General features: G+C 71.3%; 21 protein-coding genes. 12 read left to right on the top strand and 9 right to left on the bottom strand.

Annotation, left to right across the window (positions count from 1 at the left end; translation table 11 throughout):
- The first annotated feature begins 41 nt into the window (after positions 1-41).
- Together D7223_RS04200 and D7223_RS04195 are read left to right on the top strand one after the other, a co-directional pair.
- Positions 42-611 (top strand): helix-turn-helix domain-containing protein, encoded by a 570-nt coding sequence (locus tag D7223_RS04200; RefSeq protein WP_238161542.1) that lies wholly within the window; start codon positions 42-44, stop codon positions 609-611.
- Between the two features lie 250 nt (positions 612-861).
- On the top strand, positions 862-1,161 hold the full coding sequence (locus D7223_RS04195; protein WP_238161541.1) for a DUF6036 family nucleotidyltransferase: 300 nt from the start codon (positions 862-864) through the stop codon (positions 1,159-1,161).
- Positions 1,162-1,254: 93 nt separating this feature from the next.
- Here the strand turns inward: D7223_RS04195 and D7223_RS04190 are convergent, their stop codons facing one another.
- From D7223_RS04190 to D7223_RS04170, 4 genes are all read right to left on the bottom strand, one after another.
- Entirely contained in the window at positions 1,255-1,845 is a 591-nt protein-coding gene (locus D7223_RS04190) for a hypothetical protein (RefSeq protein WP_147252432.1), read from the bottom strand.
- A 41-nt stretch (positions 1,846-1,886) separates the two neighbouring features.
- On the bottom strand, positions 1,887-2,195 hold the full coding sequence (locus D7223_RS04185; RefSeq protein ID WP_120724928.1) for a hypothetical protein: 309 nt from the start codon (positions 2,193-2,195) through the stop codon (positions 1,887-1,889).
- A 108-nt stretch (positions 2,196-2,303) separates the two neighbouring features.
- The gene (locus tag D7223_RS04180; protein ID WP_202864576.1) at positions 2,304-3,365 is read right to left on the bottom strand and encodes a GntR family transcriptional regulator; all 1,062 of its coding nucleotides are present in this window, start codon (positions 3,363-3,365) and stop codon (positions 2,304-2,306) included.
- Entirely contained in the window at positions 3,362-3,655 is a 294-nt protein-coding gene (locus D7223_RS04170) for a hypothetical protein (RefSeq protein WP_186832174.1), read from the bottom strand. The genes D7223_RS04180 and D7223_RS04170 overlap by 4 nt, the downstream gene beginning before the upstream one ends.
- Before the next feature lie 342 nt (positions 3,656-3,997).
- Here D7223_RS04170 and D7223_RS04165 point away from each other — a divergent pair, with 342 nt between their 5' ends.
- Positions 3,998-4,795 carry a helix-turn-helix domain-containing protein gene (locus D7223_RS04165; RefSeq protein WP_120724926.1) on the top strand — a complete coding sequence of 266 codons (798 nt, stop codon included), beginning with the start codon at positions 3,998-4,000 and terminating at the stop codon, positions 4,793-4,795.
- Positions 4,786-4,977, top strand: a complete 192-nt coding sequence (locus D7223_RS04160) for a DUF397 domain-containing protein (protein WP_120724924.1) — start codon at positions 4,786-4,788, stop codon at positions 4,975-4,977. The genes D7223_RS04165 and D7223_RS04160 overlap by 10 nt, the downstream gene beginning before the upstream one ends.
- A gap of 72 nt (positions 4,978-5,049) precedes the next feature.
- Here D7223_RS04160 and D7223_RS04155 read toward each other — a convergent pair whose 3' ends face one another.
- A complete protein-coding gene (locus tag D7223_RS04155) occupies positions 5,050-6,285 on the bottom strand; it encodes an MFS transporter (RefSeq protein WP_120724922.1) in 1,236 nt (411 codons plus the stop codon).
- A 303-nt stretch (positions 6,286-6,588) separates the two neighbouring features.
- Here D7223_RS04155 and D7223_RS04150 point away from each other — a divergent pair, with 303 nt between their 5' ends.
- Complete coding sequence (locus D7223_RS04150) at positions 6,589-6,846, top strand: hypothetical protein (protein WP_120724919.1); 258 nt, start codon at positions 6,589-6,591, stop codon at positions 6,844-6,846.
- 194 nt (positions 6,847-7,040) lie between these two features.
- Here the strand turns inward: D7223_RS04150 and D7223_RS04145 are convergent, their stop codons facing one another.
- Positions 7,041-7,766: an MOSC domain-containing protein gene (locus D7223_RS04145; RefSeq protein WP_120724917.1), complete on the bottom strand. Its 726-nt coding sequence runs from the start codon at positions 7,764-7,766 to the stop codon at positions 7,041-7,043.
- A gap of 264 nt (positions 7,767-8,030) precedes the next feature.
- Here D7223_RS04145 and D7223_RS04140 point away from each other — a divergent pair, with 264 nt between their 5' ends.
- The 6 genes from D7223_RS04140 (at position 8,031) to D7223_RS04115 (ending at position 11,989) form a co-directional block, all read left to right on the top strand.
- Positions 8,031-8,564: a DUF1062 domain-containing protein gene (locus D7223_RS04140; protein ID WP_238161652.1), complete on the top strand. Its 534-nt coding sequence runs from the start codon at positions 8,031-8,033 to the stop codon at positions 8,562-8,564.
- A gap of 106 nt (positions 8,565-8,670) precedes the next feature.
- Positions 8,671-9,168, top strand: coding sequence for an SLATT domain-containing protein (locus tag D7223_RS04135; RefSeq protein WP_202864575.1), 498 nt, complete (start codon positions 8,671-8,673; stop codon positions 9,166-9,168).
- Between the two features lie 57 nt (positions 9,169-9,225).
- Positions 9,226-9,606 carry a VOC family protein gene (locus D7223_RS04130; RefSeq protein WP_120724913.1) on the top strand — a complete coding sequence of 127 codons (381 nt, stop codon included), beginning with the start codon at positions 9,226-9,228 and terminating at the stop codon, positions 9,604-9,606.
- Between the two features lie 109 nt (positions 9,607-9,715).
- Positions 9,716-10,582, top strand: coding sequence for an AraC family transcriptional regulator (locus D7223_RS04125; protein ID WP_120724911.1), 867 nt, complete (start codon positions 9,716-9,718; stop codon positions 10,580-10,582).
- Between the two features lie 88 nt (positions 10,583-10,670).
- A complete protein-coding gene (locus D7223_RS04120) occupies positions 10,671-11,003 on the top strand; it encodes a PadR family transcriptional regulator (protein WP_120724909.1) in 333 nt (110 codons plus the stop codon).
- Complete coding sequence (locus D7223_RS04115; protein WP_186832175.1) at positions 10,997-11,989, top strand: hypothetical protein; 993 nt, start codon at positions 10,997-10,999, stop codon at positions 11,987-11,989. The genes D7223_RS04120 and D7223_RS04115 overlap by 7 nt, the downstream gene beginning before the upstream one ends.
- A 16-nt stretch (positions 11,990-12,005) precedes the next feature.
- Here the strand turns inward: D7223_RS04115 and D7223_RS04110 are convergent, their stop codons facing one another.
- The 3 genes from D7223_RS04110 to D7223_RS32975 all read right to left on the bottom strand — a co-directional run bounded on the left by D7223_RS04110 (position 12,006) and on the right by D7223_RS32975 (position 14,435).
- Positions 12,006-12,776: a nucleotidyltransferase domain-containing protein gene (locus D7223_RS04110; protein WP_120724907.1), complete on the bottom strand. Its 771-nt coding sequence runs from the start codon at positions 12,774-12,776 to the stop codon at positions 12,006-12,008.
- A 1-nt stretch (position 12,777) separates the two neighbouring features.
- Positions 12,778-13,056, bottom strand: a complete 279-nt coding sequence (locus D7223_RS32980) for an NUDIX hydrolase (RefSeq protein WP_186832176.1) — start codon at positions 13,054-13,056, stop codon at positions 12,778-12,780.
- 251 nt (positions 13,057-13,307) lie between these two features.
- The gene (locus D7223_RS32975) at positions 13,308-14,435 is read right to left on the bottom strand and encodes a hypothetical protein (protein WP_186832177.1); all 1,128 of its coding nucleotides are present in this window, start codon (positions 14,433-14,435) and stop codon (positions 13,308-13,310) included.
- A gap of 18 nt (positions 14,436-14,453) precedes the next feature.
- Here D7223_RS32975 and D7223_RS04090 point away from each other — a divergent pair, with 18 nt between their 5' ends.
- Entirely contained in the window at positions 14,454-15,887 is a 1,434-nt protein-coding gene (locus D7223_RS04090; protein ID WP_120725740.1) for an RNB domain-containing ribonuclease, read from the top strand.
- Positions 15,888-15,950: the final 63 nt, after the last annotated feature.

Genomic DNA, 15,950 nt, shown 5'->3' with positions numbered 1-15,950 from the left:
CGCAACGCGCTTGATGGTCTGTTCCTCTCGGGTGATGCGGCTTGAGCAGCACAGACGCCGCCGTCGAGTTGCGTTTTTGGCGGTTACGGCACATGCTGGCAAATATGGCGACCGTGAGTGGGGAACTCCTGACCACCGGTCAGGCGGCCAAGCTGCTGGGTTCTTCGCGTCAGCAGGTGGTGAACCTGTGCGAGCGTGGGGATCTGCCGTTCGTGCGGGTGGGTGCGCACCGCAAGGTGAGGCGAGAGCACGTCGAGGCGTTGTTGCGCCCCAAGCAGGCGTTGACCCGTGATCAGCTCAAGTCACTGTGGCTGCACCAAGCCGTGGCGGGCAGCCTGGTCGTCGATCCGGACGAGGTACTGGCCAGGGCACGGGAGAATCTTGATCGGCTGCTCCGGCAGCATCGGGGGACCATGGCCGAGGTCTGGCTGAGGCGCTGGCAGGACAAGATCGACGAAGGGGTGGGGTCCGTCCTTCGGGCGCTGACCTCGGAAGGTCCGGAGGCGGTCGAGCTACGACAGAATTCGCCCTTCGCTGGCGTGCTCTCGCAGCCGCAGCGTCGGAAGGTTCTGGAGTCCTTCAAGCGCAGCGGCTGGGACCGGGCGGCATGAAGCGCGCCGAACTGAGCATGTCTTGAGGTCGACGGGTCGGATTGTCGAAGACCGGAACGCCCTCATCATCGGCAGCCAGTCGGTGCTGGGGAAGATCCCGCAAAGTGATCTTCCATTGGAAGCCACTGCCTCAATCGAGGTGGATGTGGCCTTCTTTGACGATCCGGACGATCAGAAGGTCGATTAGATTGGCGCGTTCCTCGGCGAATTCTCGCCGTTCCACGAGACGTACGGCTACTACGCCCAGGGCGTGAGTGTGTCGACTGCGGTGTTGCCCGGCGGCTGGCGCGATCGGTTGGTGCTGGTGGAGTCCGACAACACCCAGCCGGGACGCGGCTATGCGCTCGACCCGCACGACTGCGTGGTGTCCAAGTTGGTGGCCGGCAGGGAAAAGGACACGATGTTCGCCGACGCGTTGCTTCGGGCGGGTCTGGTGAGACCGGACGTGGTCGCCGAGCGGATCGAACTCCTGGTCGATGTGCATCCCCTCGTGATGAAGCGCCTGAGGGACTGGATCGCCGTGTATCACCCGAAGCCTGACGTCGGCTAGGGCGGCTCGCGTCCGTCACCCGCCAGCTCTCTGTCCCTGGCCAATGGCCGGCGCTGAGCTTCTTCCGAATGCGTGACGCTCGCTCAGGCCAACCTACGAGTCCGAACGGACCGCTTCGCGCTGCTGGGCTTCTCGGCGAAGCAGCGCGGTGGACAGGACGGCAGTGAACACGCAGAAGCCGCCCGGTACCGAGAGGTGTATCCGCTGGTTCTGCGCCTTCATGGGCAGGTACTCAGACTTGCTGATAGCCGTCCACCGGCCATCGATCTGCGCCGCGTACGTTTCGGCGCCCAACTCCTGCACAGGCGGGCCGGGGTCCCCTCCGACCACCAAGAAGCCGGCAAACAGCAGCCAGCTCGCGATGAGCAACCACCCTGGCATCGTGTCGCGCAACAGACGCCACACCCAGTACAGCGAGCGGCGCGCCCTGCCGGTCTCCCTGATCTCTGTACGTCTGATCGCGAAGGTCGTGATGGCGAAGATCGGCAGCGCCAGCAGCACTCCCGACAATGCGATGGGCGTGGGCAGCGGGATTCCTTCCAGCGGCGTCAATGTTGCCAGTAAGCCGGCACACCAGACGATCCCGGCCAGCGCAAGCCGCCGAACCCACCTCATGCGCAGCAGGCTACCCGCAAGCTCATCGATATCACCGTCCGGACGATGACGGCGCACCCCGAGGCGCACTCCAAGTGACCTGCCGGTTTGCGCTGTCACCTTCGAGCCGCTCACAGTTCCGCATACCACCCGAGCGCCGCGAGGCGGCCGATCACACGGTCGACACTGAGTGATCGGAAGATCCACAACTCGTCGTAGTCGGTGACCTCGAACTCCAACCCGGTGCTCCGCCTGAGCCGGATCGCGATCAGGTTGTCGGCGCTGATCACCAGAGTCCCGGCCCACAACTCCCGGAGCCTGATGGACTGCCGGTCGGCCCGCAGCCTCGCCATCGGCCAGCCCGCTTCGGCGCGAACACCGCCCCCGAGCTTGGGGACGACACGGATGCCGCCGCGCACCGAGAACTCGTCCGTACCCACAACCGCCGACCTCCAGCGTCACTCCAACGAGCGCCCGAATCCCGATGTTCCATCGGACTGTCAATGCGAGCGCACCGGATGCCGGCGACGCCCGACGTTGCCGGCGGCTCAGGTCAAGTCGATCGAGTAGTCGAGGCTGACCCGGTCGGCGGGAATCACGATGTCGGCCACCTCGACAACTCGCTCGGCGGCGTACGTCTGTCGGGTGATGACGATGACCGGGACGCCACCGGGGATGCGAAGCGTCTCGACCTCGTCGGTCGCCGGCATCCGTGCGCGGACCTGTTCCCTGATGCCCGTGATGGCGTGGCCCAGGCTGTGGAGCTGCGACGTGTTTCCGCCGGGCCAGGGCTCGTTGGCGGGATCGGCCACGGACGTACCGGCGACCATCTCCAGCAGGAGGTACGAGGTCGACATCTGTTGCGGCACTCCGTGCGTGCGGAAGACGAAGCGTCGTTCCAGCAGCATCGTCCCTGCGGAAACATCGAACAGCTCGGCTACCGCCGCCGCTGCCGGCGTCTCCCGGAAGTCCCGGTCCAGGGTGTACGCCGACCAGGCCACCTGGTGATCCGCCGTGAACGACGTCCCCAACTCGCCTTTCCGGACCTGTTCAAGCTCAACCTGGTACCGCTCGGAACCGAGGCGGCGGACAGGCATCACCGGGCGGGCGTACGTGCCTCTGCCTTTCTCGGAGACCACAAGCCCTTCGGTACGGAGTAGCCCCAGAGCTTCACGGACCGTCCCCCGAGCGACGGAGAACTCGGCCATCAAGCTCGATTCGCTGGGCAGCAACGCGCCAGGTGGGATCACGCCCGCCAGGATTCGGCGACGCAGCGCGTCGGCAACCTGCCGGTATCGGGCCACTTCTAAGTGCGGGGTAGGCACTTCGTCACCGTACTGCCGGTTCGCTGACGGGCACGGTTGACGGGACCGCGACAACCAACCCACGAAGCGAGCGTGCAGCTGGTCCAGCTCCGGGCGGCCACCCAGGCTGTACGCGTCGTGGACCGCCTCCTGCATCGACGCGGCGAGGTAGAACGCGAGGGCGATCGAATGGCCGTGGAACTCGGCCAGGAGGTCGAGCTGAGCCGAGCCGCACGGCCAGGGCGCGGCGCAGTTGCGGCACAGCCACGCGGGCCGCATCGGTCGGTGCGGACGTCGGATGATCATCGGATCCGCAGCGGGCCACGGCGGACGGGCCGGCGGGCAGGCGGCTGGGCGGCCGGTGCCGGGGAGTCCTGCCAGATAAGGCCGTCAACCATGACGAACAATGAGCGACGCTCAACCGCATCGCCCTGCGGGCCGAGCTGGTACGCGTCAATCCATAGCCAGCCGTGGTAGGTCGTCCAGCCGGGAACCCGGATCACGCGAACGACAATCGGCCGGATGAACTGGACGCTGGCGGCGCGGGTCAGGTGCAGGACGTCGCCCGCCTTCACCTTCCGCGTGACCCCGCTCACCCCCCAACGGTGTTGAGGAACGCGGTTCAGACCGGAACGCCGAGAGGACGGAATAGTGGCACCCGACGGAGACGGATCGTAACGGGGGTTCGACGCGAGTGGCGTGCGCATTGGCGGCTCTGGTTTCTCGGCGGGCACGATCTCCCCCTGTCGGTCGGTCTGGTGCGCCCGCCCCGTTGAGTTCTCCGCAGGCGATCGCGTTGATGGAACTCTTCTCGGTGACCGCCTAACCTCGGTAGGTATTCGGCCATGGTGGAGCGTTGCCGGAGAAGCGCGTGGCCGTTCTTGAGGAGTGGTGAGGGAACGGCGGCGGCATATGGGGGAGGGCTGGGGAACGTGAGGATGACGGCGGCTGAGATCCTGTTCGATGAGTTGCGTTACGCGCGGACGGCACGAGGGTTGAACCAGGACGAGTTCGGGAGGTTGATCAGCTATTCCGGCACTCACGTCAGCGCTGTAGAGACCGGCACCCGCCCGCCGACCAGTGACTACGTGGCGGCCATCGACAAGGCCCTGAAATCAGGCGGGATTTTCGTTCGGTTGCTCGACCGGCTCGTCGCGCTCGACATGGCACCGGTTTGGCTGCGGGAGTGGATCACCTTCGAGAAGCAGGCAATCGCCCTGAGGTGGTACGAGCCGGCCTTCGTGCCGGGCCTTCTCCAGACCGAGGCGTACGCATACGCGACACTGCGGGCCGGCGGGTTGCTTACTGCTGACCAGATCACGCAACGGGTCAGGTCGCGGATGGAGCGGCAAGCGATCCTTGCTCGCGATGACCCGCCAGACGTGGTGATCGTGCTCGACGCGGCGGTGTTGCGGCGGACCGTGAACGATGACCGCACGCTGATGCGGGAACAACTCGACCACCTCGCGTCGATCGTCGAACTGTCACACGTACATATTCATGTCGTACCGGATGACGCCGGGCTTTACCCTGGCCTGCAAGGCGGATTCATTCTCGCCACGCTGCCGGATGACACGATCGTCGGCCACACCGACTACCAGGTGAGATCGCAGACCATCAGCTCCTCGGGCGAGATTGCTACCCTCCGGAAGACGTGGGAGGCAGTCCTCCGGGACGCGCTTCCCCGCAGGCCTTCTCTGGACTTGATCAAGGAAGCGGCGAAGACATGGACGTGACCGACCCGCGCTGGCGAAAGTCGACGAAGTCCGGGACTAACGGCGGTAACTGCGTGGAGGTCGCCTACAACCTGCCCGGCGTCGTGCTGGTCCGCGATACCAAGGACCGCGACGGCGGAACCCTGACCTTCGGGTCTGCAGCCTGGTGCGCCTTCGTCACTCAGGTCGCCCAACGGACGTAACCCGCCTTGAATCCGGCGCGATGACTCGCGCGGAGTGCCGCTCGGCCGGATCGACCCACGGGGATCACCACGTCAGGCTGTCACCCGGGCCGTGCGGACGGTCCGGCTCAGGGTCGCGGCGAGGGCGAGGAGCGTGAGCCAACCGGCCAGGACGAGGGTCAGCGTTGTCGGCCCGAGCAGGGCGATCAAGGCGCCGCTGGCGATGGTCCCGATCGCCGCGCCTCCGGTGGTCAGGGTGTCGACCGCGCTGGTGACCCGGCCGCGCAGCGCATCGGGGGTGACGGCGAGCCGGTACGAGTCGAGGGCGACGTTGTAGACCGGCGAGAGCACCGACTCGGTGAAGGCCACCACCAGGAGCAGCCACCAGGTCGGCGCGACGGCATAGAACGGGAAGGCCAACGCCTCCGCCCACAACATCGTGATCGAGAGTGCCCCGAGCGGGAACCGGCGAGTGAGCGCGGGCGCCAGGAGGCTGCCGAGCAGGGCGCCGACGCCGGCGCCGGCGAACACCATGCCGACCTGGGCGGGGTTCGCGTGTAGGTCCTGGGCGAGCATGATGATCAGCAGATAGCCCGCGCCGTACCGCAGGCTGTCGGCCGCGTCGAGCAGCGCCAGCGTACGGATCACCGGTTTTCGCCACAGCCAGGCCAGACCGTGCCCGATCTCGGTGAGCAGGACCCGTGGCGAACCGGGCGTGGTGGTCCGTACCTGCTGGAAGTCGGTACGGATGGCCCGCAGGAATGCCGCCGACACCAGGAACGAGACGGCGTTGAACACGAACGGGAACATCCGGCTCACGGCGTAGGCCACGCCCGCCATCGCGGCCCCGACGAGGCGGAGTGCGTTGGACATCGCCCCGACCGCCCCCAGCGCGGCGGGAAGGTCGCTGCTGGGGACGATGTTCGGCAGCGCCGAACTGTTCGCCGCCCCGAACAGGGTGCCGAGCACCCCGTTGAGCACCGCGACGGCATAGAGCTGCGGCATCCCCAGCGCTCCGAACGCCGCCGCGACGGGGATGGTGGCGGTGAGCGAGCCACGGCCGATCTCGCACCAGATCATCGTGGTCCGGCGATCCCACCGGTCGACCAGAGCGCCCGCGAGCAGTCCGAAGACGAGGTGGACCACCGTTTGCAGGCCGAGCAGGAGACCGGCCTGTGTCGAGGACCCGGTCAGGGCGATGACCAGCAGCGGCAGCGCGAGGAACTGGAGCGAGTCACCGAGCTGGGACACCAGCCGTCCGCCGAGCAGCAGTCGGAAGTCGGGCCGGCACCACAGGGGTACGGGCAGCGTCGAGGTGGGGTCGGCCATGGCGAACTCCGGTCGAAGGATGCGCCTCTCCGGCGCGCCGTCACGGGCTTGACGGACACGCGGGCACCGCGACGCAGGGCGTCACGGTGAAGGGCGAGGAGCAGCAGAAGCCGCCGAAAGCGGACAGACTCCACCCACGTGTCGAAGCGTGACCGCTAGACGTCACGGGGCGTGAACATGAGCCGGACGCTACGGGTCGACGTGACCGCCGGCAACGCAGTTCCGCCCGATGCCGACCAGTGAAGGCATCCGAGCGTGCCCGGGCAGGTTTGCCGGCTCGCGGCCCCGGATAGTCAGATCGGCATGTCGCAACAGGACAAAGTCGGGAGCCGTAGCCTCAACACCTATCCCGAGGCCTCCGGCGGGCAGCGGGTCACCGCCCATGTGGTGGCCCTCGTCGTCGCCCCGCTCGTCGGCCTCCTCTGCGCCTGGCTGGCGACCTCCCTCCTGGACGGCGCGCACTGGCTGGTGCAGACCGTCGTCTTCGCCCTCATCGGCCTCGTCTTCGGCGTCGGCGTACTCGCCCTGCTGGCCCGGCCGCGGACCCGCGGCAGGCGCTGAGGCCGGGGCCGCCAGACCGCGAGTCGGCCGGCCAGGCAGGCTGCGGGGGCCAGTGGGAAAGGCCGCGGCAGCGGGGCTCGCAAGCCGCGGAGTGGCCGGGCAGCCAGGCGCAGGGACGGCCGGCCTCGCAGGCCGCAGGGGCGGCCGGGGCCTTTCGGCGATCAGGGTCGAGCGCCGGTGGGGGCCGGTGCGATTCAGGGCGTACGTCCGCCGCCCGCCGCGTCGTCGCGGGGCGCGAGTGTGACGACATCCTGAAGCGCGACGCGGCCGGGCCGTTCGACGGTTGCCCACACCCCGAAGGTCATGTCGTGGTGCTCGGCGAGCGTCTTCAGCAGATGCCCGTGCTCCGGTGCGTCCTCCTGGGCGAGGTCGACCATCGCGCATCGGGTGAGCCGGCGGCGCGGTCGCAGGACGACCTCTGCACCGATGCGAACGGCGCGCCCGAGCCAGCGCTCCTCCGGGAAGTCGCTACCGGCCACGTCGACGAGCAGGTTGGCCCGGAACCGTACGGGCTCGACGGGCTCGCCCAGAAGGTCGTGAAGCCGGCTCAGGGCGGCGGTGCTGATCAGGCTCACCGGCCCCTCGTCGTGGTGCATGACCTCCGCCTCGCGTTCGATCGTGACGCGTCGGGCGAGCAGGTCGGAGACGGCGTCGTGCCCGGCTGGTTCGTCGGCGGCGAAGCGGCGTCCGTCGGGCAGTTCGACGACCGGCACCGGTTCGCCTGCGTGCCCGCGGAGGGTGAACAGGCCCGGCATCCGGTGGAAGCGACGGGTGTTCTTGCCGCTGCCCAGCTTCCCGTCGGCGTCCCGCACGGCCCACGAACGGTCACCGACAAGTCCGCGCCGGTCGACGTCGGCGGTGGTGAGCTGCTCGCCGAGCAGGGACTTGATCGGGTACCTGCGGATCTCCACCAGCTTCATCGCGGCACCCTACCGGCCGTCCGGGCCGCGAGGCGGGGCGCCGAGCCCGACCGGCGAAGGCGGCGAGTGGCGGAAAACCGGTGGTGCGGCGCCACCAAGCGCCCTACCGTGCTGCGCACCAAGTCGTCTGGTCGAGGACGTGCCGTTGTACACCCTGTGAGACCTCCCGAGCGCTGATCTGTCGCGCGTCGCGCCTGTGCGCCGCGCTCCTTCTTGCTGCGGACTTCTCACTGAAACCGGTGTACTTCTGTGCTCAAAAACTGGATGGTCGTGCCCACCCGCCTTCCGCTCGTCCGCCGTCGTTGCCACGCGTGCGGCTCCGAGCGGTTCCGGGCAGGCGGCAAATTTCGCGTCAACGCCAACCACAAGCTCATCGACGTCTGGCTCCTCGTGCTCTGCACCGCCTGCGGGGAAACGGCGAAGCTCACGGTCCTGGAACGGGTGACCGTCCGCTCCATCCGACCCGAGCTGCTGGACCGGCTGCACGACAACGACCCTGGCCTGGCAGCGGAGCTGCTCCAGGATCCGTTCGTGCAGCGCCGCAACCGCATCGCCCTCGACTGGGACGACGCCTGGCGCCTCGTGACTGACGGATCGGACCCGTTGGACGGCGAGGCGGTCGAGATCTCGGTCCGCTTCGCGGCGCGGATCCCGGTCCGGCCGGTCCGCCTGATCGCCGAAGGATGCGGTCTGTCCCGGGCCGAGGTCGAGAGACTGATCCTGGACGGAAAAATCGTCTCGGCGGTCCGGCTGGGCAGCCGGCTCTCCGGCGACTTCACCTTCACGCTCAAACACTGAGCCGGCCTGGGGTGCCGGTGGGCCTGTCCGGCGGGTCTTGCCGGGCGGGCCCACAGGCGCGGTGCGACGGGGCCGACGCATTGATGGCGGCTTCTACGATGTTCGTGTGACGCGGGAGCCGCAGGAGCCCATACAGTCGGAGATTCCACAGCCCGGTCTTGCACCACTCGAGCTTGCGCTCGACCTGGTCGGCCGGCTTGAGCGTGCGAATCAGTACGCCAGGGCGCGGAAGCGGGTCTTCACCCGGCGAGCGACCGTTGCGCGCCTCGCCGCGCTGGCATTATCGGTCGCATCCACGATCATCCTCGGTTTGCAGGACCTCGACTTCTGGACCGGGCTCGGCTTCGCGCTCGTGGCGGTGGCGACGGTTGTCAACACGGTCGAGCCGTTCTTCGCCTGGCGCTCACGCTGGGTTTTGATGGAGGAATGCCAATACAGGTTCTACCGGCTTCGGGACGACGTCACCTACTACATCGCATCGAATAGGCCGGAAGAACTCGATACGGCGCGCATCCGGGTGATGTTCGACCAGTACCAAAGCATCTGGGACGACCTTGGCGCCCGTTGGCAGGAGTATCGGCGCTCGGTTTCCGTGGGTCAGTGAGCACATCGGCCCGAGGCGGGCATGCGGGCGGTCGCGTCCCTCGATAATGTCGCCGGCATGCATCGCAGCCGCGTGTTCGCCCTCATCATCGACACCCCCGCCGACGAGGCCGACCAGGCGACCGCCTTCTGGTCGGCCGCCCTCGGCGCCCGCCCGGAGACGTACGCGCCGGAGCCGCAGTTCACCAGCCTGCACGACGCAATGCCGGGCCTGGTGACCGCGGTCCAGGCGGTCGACGACGCACCGAGGTTCCACCTGGACATCGAGACCGACGACGTCGAGGCGGAGACGGCCCGGCTGATCGCCCTCGGCGCGACCCAGGAGGCGCGGTGGCAGGAGTGCCGGATCCTGCGGGCCCCCGGCGGGCACCTGCTCTGCGTCCTGCCCCAGGAGACCCCGGCCGAGGTGTTCGACGCCCAGGCCCGCACCTGGCCCTGACCCCGACACCCAGGGTAGGCCGGTCCACCCGACCGGAACGGGCACGGCATGTCGGGTGCCGGGGCCTTCCGTCGACCTAGCGTGGTGGTCGACAGGGAAGGAGACCCGGGTGCTGGAGCGGCTCAACCAGGTCATGGACCACATCGAGCGGCACCTCGACGAGCCGGTCGAGGTGGCCGAGCTGGCGCGGATCGCCGCGACGTCGGAGTACCACCTGCGGCGACTCTTCTCCGCGCTGGCCGGCATCGGCCTGTCCGAGTACATCCGGCGGCGGCGGCTCACCATCGCTTGTGCGGAGGTGCTGGCGGGGGAGCGGACGCTGTTGGACGTCGCGGTCCGGCACGGCTACGGCTCCGCCGAGGCGTTCGCGCGGGCGTTCCACGCCGTGCATGGCGTCGGCCCCGGCGAGGCGAGGCGTACGGGGGCGGCGTTGCGCTCCCAGCCCCGGATGTCCTTCCGGCTCATCGTGGAAGGGAGCAGCAGTATGCGATACCGGATCGTGGAGAAGGACGGGTTCCGGCTGGTAGGCCGCAAGGCGCGGGTTCCGCTCGTGCACGAGGGGATGAACCCGGCGATCGTCAGCTTCGTCAAGGGGCTCGACGCGGAGACGAAGGGCCGGATCGAGGCGTTGTCCGACCAGGAGCCGCGGGGCGTGGTCAACGTCAGCGACGGCCTGGCCGGCGACCGGTCGGAGGGCACCGAACTGGACTACTGGTACGGGGTGGTGACCGGCGCGGACGTACCGGAGGATCTGGACGCCCTGCCGGTGGCGGCGGGCAGTTGGGCGGTGTTCGAGGCGTCCGGGGCGTTCCCGCAGGCGGTGCAGCACCTGTGGCGGGACGTGTTCACCCAGTGGTTCCCGTCGAATCCGTACCGCAGCCGCCCCGGCCCGGAGATCTCGCGTACCCGGATCTCGGCCGACGGCGCGCACGCGGACGCTGAGCTGTGGATCCCGGTCGAGCGGGTGCCGGCCTGACCTCAGCGGTCACCCGGAGGTCGGCGCGGACGACGCGGTGGTCGGACCGGAGCCACCCCCTATGTAGAGTTCCGATATAGTCCGGCTCATGCGGATCACGATCCCGGTCGCGCGGGTCCTCGCCGCGTTGCTGGCCGAGCCGGATGCCGAGCGCTATGGGCTCGACCTGATGGCGATGACCGACCTGCCCAGCGGCACCCTCTACCCGGTGCTGCACCGGCTGCGGGCGGCCGGCTGGCTGGCCGCCGAGTGGGAGCCGGTCGACCCGTCCACGGTGGGTCGACCGGCTCGCCGCTACTACCGGCTGACGCCGGAGGGGGTCGCCGCAGCCCGGCAGGCGCTGGCCGAACTGCGGGCCCTCGCGCCGGACCCGCGTCCGGGCCTCGGCGGGGCCGAGCCGACCGGAGCGCCGGCGTGGTGAGCCGGCGGAACCACGCCGACCGGGGCGACGAGGTGCTGACCCGGCGGGTCGCGACGCTGTTGCTGGCGCTCGCCCGGCGTCGCTGGCCCGTCGACCTGCGCGACGACCTGCACCGGGAGTGGACCGCCGAGCTGCACGTGCTGGCCGACCGCCGGCAGCGCGTCGCGATGCTGCTGTTCGCGGCCAGCCTGGCGGCCCGCCGCTCCGGTGTGCCCGCCGCCGACCGCGCCCCGCTCGGCCGGTGGCTGCTGCGCACCGCCCTTCCACTGCTGCTCGCCCCGACCGTCTGCGCCGCGGTCGTCCTGGCCGGGTTCGTGGTGACGGACCGGATCGTGCAGACCATGCCCTGGCGGGTCGAGTGGGCGTACGACGTGCAGCTCCCGCTGGCCAGCGGGCTCGTGCTCGCCGTCGCGGTCGGGCTGGCGATCCTCGCCGACCGGCTCGCCCGCCTCGGCCCGCCGGGTGGGTGGGCCGCGGTCGTCGCGGTCATGGCGCCGCTCGCGGCCACCGTCCTGCTGATCGTCTACGCGCTGCGCCTCGACGGCGAGTTCGAGACCGGGATGCCGGTGCTGGTGTTCTGGCTGGCTGCCCTGACCGTGGTGCTGCGGGGCGCGGCGGCCCTCGCCGCGCGGGGGCGGATCCGTGCCGCCTGGGCGGCGGGTGTCCTCGGCGCGCTGGTGGTGGCCGACCTGACCGTGGTGCTCGCCGTGCTCGGTGACGTGTCGACCGGCCGGCACACGCTCATGCCGCACGGCGACCCCGTCGACCCCGTCTCGGCGCCGCTGTGGCTGTTCGCCGTCTGGACCAACTCGTCGCTCGGATTTCCCCGCCCCACCGACTGGGAGCTGTTCCTGCTCACCGACTCGGTGCTGGTCCTGCCGCTGTTCCTCCTGGCCGTCACGCCGTACACGCTGGCCTGGGTGCTCCGCGCGGCCCGGTGCCGGCGGACCGGCGTCGTCGGGGTCCCCGCCCTGCCGGTCCGCTGAACCGGTCGGGGCGCGGTCAGCCGGCGGCGACCTCGGCCAGCACGCGCCGCTGGAAGGCGCGGGCGGCCGGACCGCTCGGCGGCGGTCCGCCCGCCCGGGCCGCGATCGACCGGTCGACCAGGTCGGCGGGCCAGCCGTCGGCCACCAGCCGGCGCCCGGCGGCGTCCTTCGGCAGCCAGACACCGTGCCGGAGGCGGACCAGCGCGCGGGCCGCGCCGAGCACCGCGTCCTCCGCGCCGGGGGCCGGCGCGTCGCCGGCGGGCGTGGGCCGGTCCAGCCACCAGCGCAGCGCGTCGACCAGCAGGGTCCGCAGGTCGGCGGGGGACAGGTCGGCGAACGCCTCCGCCGCCGGTGGGCCGAGCAGCCGGTACCCGCCCTGGTGCAGGATGCTGCGGTCCAGCCCGTACCAGAAGCGTCCGTCCCCGGCGGGCCGCTCCCCGGGCGACCAGGTGACCCGGAACGCCATCCGCGCCCCGGTGTTCAGCTCGACCTCGAAGCCGGGCTCCGGGGTGCCCGAGCGGGCCACCTCCCGGCGGTAGACCACCAGTTCCAGGCCCCGCGCGGGACACGGCAGCGCCTCGTGCCGCAGCCCGGCCACCAGCGCCCGCTTGGACCCGTCGTCGAGGGCCGCCGCGCAGACCAGGGCCGCGTCGACGTCGCTGCGCCCCGGCCGGTACGCGTCCAGCGCCACCGACCCCGCCGCGTACGCCCCGACGAGGTCGTCGCCGAGCACCGCGCGGGCCGTGGCCACCAGCGCGGAGAGGTAGTCGCGTACCGCCGGGTCCACGTCAGTTTCCCGGCGACTCGGACCAGGCGGCGCCGGCCGGCGGGAACCAGGCCGGTCCGGCCGCCGTGGCCGGCAACGGCCGGCCGGTCTCCAGCGTCCGCTGGGTGACCCCGAGGGCGGACGCGATGCCGCTGACCACCGACCAGCGCCCGTCGTCGGCCCGCAACCCGAGCCGCGGTTCGCCCGCGTCGTTGCCGACGACGGCGCTGACCCTGGGCAGCCAGCGCAGGTCGGTGCCGATGTGCCGGCGCATCCGTTGGACGTACTCCGGAGTCGCCATCCGGCGATCCTATGCGGGGCCACCGGAGCGGCCCGCCTACTCCCATCCGGTCACCCGCTGCCGTTTCCGCTGCGTCCACCTGTCCGCGGATGCATCCTGTTTTCACCGTTCCCGCCCCCGCGACCGGCAGCACATCTACTGTGGAGAGCGACGGCGACTTGCGGTGTTCCGGTGGCGGTCGGGCGTGTCCCGGTGCACAGTGAGCGCATGAGTGACAGCGGAAGCGGTGGCCACTACTACTGGTGCACCCGTCACCACCGGGTCGAGACCGACGCCGACGTGTGCCCAGCCCGGCACGTGCTCGGCCCGTACGCCTCGGCGGCGGACGCGGAGAACGCGTTGCAGCAGGTGCAGGAGCGGAACGAGGCGTGGGACGCCGAGGACGCCCGCTGGACCGGGGAGGGCAGATAGGCGGCGCGGGACGGCCCGCGTCGAGGTACTCCGTGCTCCGCGAGGAGGCACGCGAGAGCACGTCCCCAAGGAGGGAACGACATGGCCGAAGCACAGCGGGCCACCACCCGCCCGGCCGCCCGACGCAACGCCGCGACGAAGACCGCCGCGGCGGCGCGGACCGCGGGCGCCACCCGGACGACCGCCTCCACCACGGCCGCCAAGCGGGCGCCGGCCGCCAAGGCGGCCGGCGGCGCGGGCCGCGCCCCCGCGAAGAAGACCACCACGGCGAAGAAGACCGCCCCGGCGAAGAAGACGACCGGGGCGAAGAAGACCACCGCCGCGAAGAGGACGACGACGGCCAGGAAGGCGCCGGCCGGCCGGAAGGCGTCGGCGGCGAAGAGGACCACCGCGGCGACGGAACCCGCGAAGAAGGCGGCGGCGACGGCCACCATCGCGGCCCGGCAGGCCTCGACCGCGGCCAAGACGGCCAACAGCGCGGCGAAGAAGGCCACCGCCGCGGCCGAGAAGGCCATGAACGCCGCGAAGAAGACGGCCGAGGCGCAGAAGGCCGCCGCCGCGAAGAAGACCACGGCGGCGAAGAAGACCACGGCGGCGAAGAAGACGACCGCGAAGAAGGCGCCCGCGAAGGCGTCGGCCCGCAAGGCCGCCTCGACCGGCCCCAGCGGCACGGCCGCCGCGAAGAAGGCGCCGGCGAGGAAGGCGACGGCGAGGAAGGCCACCGCCACCGCCACGGCCCGCAAGGCCACCGCCAAGAAGGCACCCGCGAAGACCAGCGCCGCGAAGGCCCCGGCGAAGAAGATCACCTCCCGCGCGACCGCGGCCCGGCCGGTCGCCGCCGCCCGGGCCACCGCACCCCGGGGCGTACGGGCCACCGCCCGCAGAGCCACCGGCTGACCCGACCGCTCCCGCGCGACGCGCCGGCGTACACCGTTCGGCGCGTCGCCGGGGAGCGGATCACCCGACACGCTGTCAGGATGGGCGGCGTGGTGATCCGACGCGTCCTCGCCCCCCGCATCGACTTCGGCGCGGTCCGCCGCGAGCTGGACCTGCCCGAGACGTTCCCGCCCGCCGCGCGCCGCGAGGCCGACGAGGCGGCGGCCGCCCCGCCCCGGCCGGCGGCCGACCGCACCGACGTCCCGTTCGTCACGGTCGACCCCGCCGGCTCGCGGGACCTCGACCAGGCGATGCACCTCGCGCGCCGTCCCGGCGGCGGTTTCCGGGTGACGTACGCGATCGCCGACGTCGCCGCGCACGTCCGCCCCGGTGGCGCGCTGGAGGAGGAGACCTGGCGGCGCGGCCAGACCGTCTACCTGCCCGACGGGAACGTCCCGCTGCACCCGGAGAACCTCAGCGAGGGCGCGGCCAGCCTGCTGCCCGACGTCGACCGGGCCGCGGTGGTGTGGACGATCGACCTGGACGCCGACGGCGGGACCGTGGCCGTGCACGTCGAGCGCGCGCTGGTCCGCAGCCGCGCCCAACTCGACTACGTCGGGGTCCAGTCCGACGCCGACGCCGGCCGGCTGCCCGAGCCGATCGCCCTGCTGCCGGAGGTCGGTGCGCTGCTCACCGCCCGGGGGCTGCGTCGCGGCGCGATCAACCTGCCGCTACCCGAACAGGACGTCGAACCGGTCGGCGACGGCTGGCGGCTGGTCCTGCGCGGGCCGGTGCCGATGGAGGAGCACAACGCGCAGATCTCCCTGCTCACCGGGATGGCCGCCGCCGACCTCATGCTCGCCGGCCGGGTCGGGCTGCTGCGCACGATGCCCGCGCCCAGGCCGGAGGCGGTGCAGCGGCTGCGCGCCGCCGCCGCCCCGTTGGGCGTGCACTGGCCGGACGGGGCCGGCCCCGGTGTCGTCCTCGCCGGGCTGGACCCGTCGCAGCCCCGGGCGGCGGCCTTCGTCGACCAGGCGGCGGAACTGATGCGCGGCGCCGCGTACACCGCCTTCGACGGCACCGTGCCGGAGCAGCCGGAGCACGGCGGGGTCGCGGCCGCGTACGCCCATGTCACGGCGCCGTTGCGGCGTCTGGCCGACCGGTACGCGACCGAGGTCTGCCTGGCCCTGCACGACGGCCGGGAGGTTCCCGACTGGGCCCGCACGGCGCTGCCGAAACTGCCGGAGGCGATGGCCGCGACCGACCGGACCGCGTCGGCGGCCACCCGGGGCGCGATCGAGCTGGCCGAGGCGGTCCTGCTGGCACAGCGCGTCGGTGAGGTCTTCGACGCGGCGGTGCTGGACGTGGACGCGCCGCCGTCCCCGCGCGCCCGGCCGGGCCGGCAGCCCGGCGGCACCGTGGCGCTGGACGAGCCCCCGGTGCGGGCCCGCTGCTCCGGCGACCTGCCGCTCGGCGAACGGATCCGGGTCCGCCTGGTCACCGCCGACCCGACCACCCGGGCGGTCGCCTTCGAACGCGCCTGACGGCGGGGTTTCTCACAGCGCCCGTCGCTGCTGCGCGCGCGGCGGATTTGCGAGGATGAGCCC

Origin of the sequence: Micromonospora endolithica, from assembly GCF_003626595.1 — a bacterium.
Classification (GTDB): domain Bacteria; phylum Actinomycetota; class Actinomycetes; order Mycobacteriales; family Micromonosporaceae; genus Micromonospora; species Micromonospora endolithica.
This window is presented reverse-complemented; position numbering and strand designations above follow the sequence as displayed.

What these genes read in the sequence shown, in the direction of transcription:
- D7223_RS32980 (WP_186832176.1), bottom strand. Translation starts at nt 13,056, where the DNA reads ATGGCGACTCCGGAGTACGTCCAACGGATGCGCCGGCACATCGGCACC.
- D7223_RS04120 (WP_120724909.1), top strand. Translation starts at nt 10,671, where the DNA reads ATGCGGATCACGATCCCGGTCGCGCGGGTCCTCGCCGCGTTGCTGGCC.
- D7223_RS04180 (WP_202864576.1), bottom strand. Translation starts at nt 3,365, where the DNA reads ATGATCATCCGACGTCCGCACCGACCGATGCGGCCCGCGTGGCTGTGC.
- D7223_RS04145 (WP_120724917.1), bottom strand. Translation starts at nt 7,766, where the DNA reads ATGAAGCTGGTGGAGATCCGCAGGTACCCGATCAAGTCCCTGCTCGGC.
- D7223_RS04130 (WP_120724913.1), top strand. Translation starts at nt 9,226, where the DNA reads ATGCATCGCAGCCGCGTGTTCGCCCTCATCATCGACACCCCCGCCGAC.
- D7223_RS04140 (WP_238161652.1), top strand. Translation starts at nt 8,031, where the DNA reads ATGGTCGTGCCCACCCGCCTTCCGCTCGTCCGCCGTCGTTGCCACGCG.
- D7223_RS04160 (WP_120724924.1), top strand. Translation starts at nt 4,786, where the DNA reads ATGGACGTGACCGACCCGCGCTGGCGAAAGTCGACGAAGTCCGGGACT.
- D7223_RS04150 (WP_120724919.1), top strand. Translation starts at nt 6,589, where the DNA reads ATGTCGCAACAGGACAAAGTCGGGAGCCGTAGCCTCAACACCTATCCC.
- D7223_RS04155 (WP_120724922.1), bottom strand. Translation starts at nt 6,285, where the DNA reads ATGGCCGACCCCACCTCGACGCTGCCCGTACCCCTGTGGTGCCGGCCC.
- D7223_RS04165 (WP_120724926.1), top strand. Translation starts at nt 3,998, where the DNA reads ATGACGGCGGCTGAGATCCTGTTCGATGAGTTGCGTTACGCGCGGACG.